This is a genomic window from Paraburkholderia rhizosphaerae (assembly GCF_004366595.1).
GTDB lineage: Bacteria > Pseudomonadota > Gammaproteobacteria > Burkholderiales > Burkholderiaceae > Paraburkholderia > Paraburkholderia rhizosphaerae.
Genome location: NZ_SORE01000073.1, coordinates 1 through 1410, shown reverse-complemented (window position 1 = coordinate 1410; position 1410 = coordinate 1). Strand labels below are relative to the sequence as shown.

General features: G+C 63.0%; 1 protein-coding gene. It reads left to right on the top strand.

The genetic code is table 11. The annotated features are described in order from the left end of the window. Positions 1–4: 4 nt before the first annotated feature. Positions 5–1410, top strand: a 1406-nt coding sequence (leuC, locus tag BX592_RS33620) for a 3-isopropylmalate dehydratase large subunit (RefSeq protein ID WP_134197635.1), incomplete at its 3' end; no start/stop codon positions are given.

Sequence of the window (1410 nt, the reverse complement as noted above, 5' to 3'; positions counted from 1 at the left end):
TACCATGGCACAGACTCTCTACGACAAATTGTGGAACAGCCACGTGGTCCACACCGAAGACGACGGCACGACGCTTCTTTATATCGACCGTCACCTGCTGCATGAAGTTACGAGCCCGCAGGCATTCGAAGGCCTGAAAATCGCTCAGCGTCCGGTGTGGCGCATCAGCGCCAACCTGGCAGTGTCCGATCACAATGTCCCGACCACCGACCGCAGTCACGGCATTGCGGATCCGGTCTCGAAGCTGCAGGTCGATACGCTCGATGCGAACTGCGATGCGTTCGGTATCACGCAGTTCAAGATGAACGATATGCGCCACGGCATCGTGCACATCATCGGGCCCGAGCAGGGCGCGACGCTGCCGGGCATGACAATCGTCTGCGGCGATTCGCATACGTCGACGCACGGCGCGTTCGGCGCGCTCGCCCATGGCATCGGCACGTCGGAAGTCGAGCACGTGCTGGCCACGCAAACGCTGCTGCAAAAGAAGAGCAAGAACATGCTGGTGAAGGTCGAAGGCACGCTGCCGCGCGGTTGTACCGCGAAGGACATCGTGCTCGCGATCATCGGCAAGATCGGCACCGCGGGCGGCACCGGCTACGCAATCGAATTCGGTGGCTCGACGATTCGCGCGCTGTCGATGGAAGGCCGCATGACGGTCTGCAACATGGCGATCGAAGCGGGCGCGCGCGCCGGCATGGTGGCGGTCGACGAGACGACGGTCGACTACCTGAAAGGCCGGCCGTTCACGCCGACCGGCGCTGAATGGGATCAGGCCGTCACGTACTGGAAGCAGTTCAAGTCCGATGACGGCGCACACTTTGACCGCGTGGTCGAACTGAATGCCGCGGAGATCGTGCCGCAGGTTACGTGGGGCACGTCGCCGGAAATGGTCACGTCGGTCGATGGCCGCGTGCCCGATCCTGAGCGTGAAAAGGACCCGGTCAAGCGCGACGCGATGGAACGCGCACTGAAGTACATGGCGCTCGAACCGAATGCGCCGATCGAATCGATCAAGCCGGACAAGATCTTTATCGGCTCGTGCACGAATGCGCGCATCGAAGATTTGCGCGCGGCCGCATGGGTGGTGAAGAAGCTCGGTCGCCGCGTCGCGCAGAACATCCGTCTGGCGATGGTCGTGCCAGGCTCCGGTCTCGTGAAAGCGCAGGCGGAACGCGAAGGCCTCGACAAGGTGTTTACCGACGCCGGTTTCGAATGGCGCGAGCCGGGCTGCTCGATGTGTCTCGCGATGAACTCGGACCGGCTCGAGCCGGGCGAGCGTTGCGCATCGACCTCGAACCGCAACTTCGAAGGCCGCCAGGGTGCGGGCGGTCGCACCCACCTCGTGAGTCCCGCGATGGCTGCCGCGGCTGCCATCGAAGGTCATTTCGTCGATATTCGCAAGCTGGG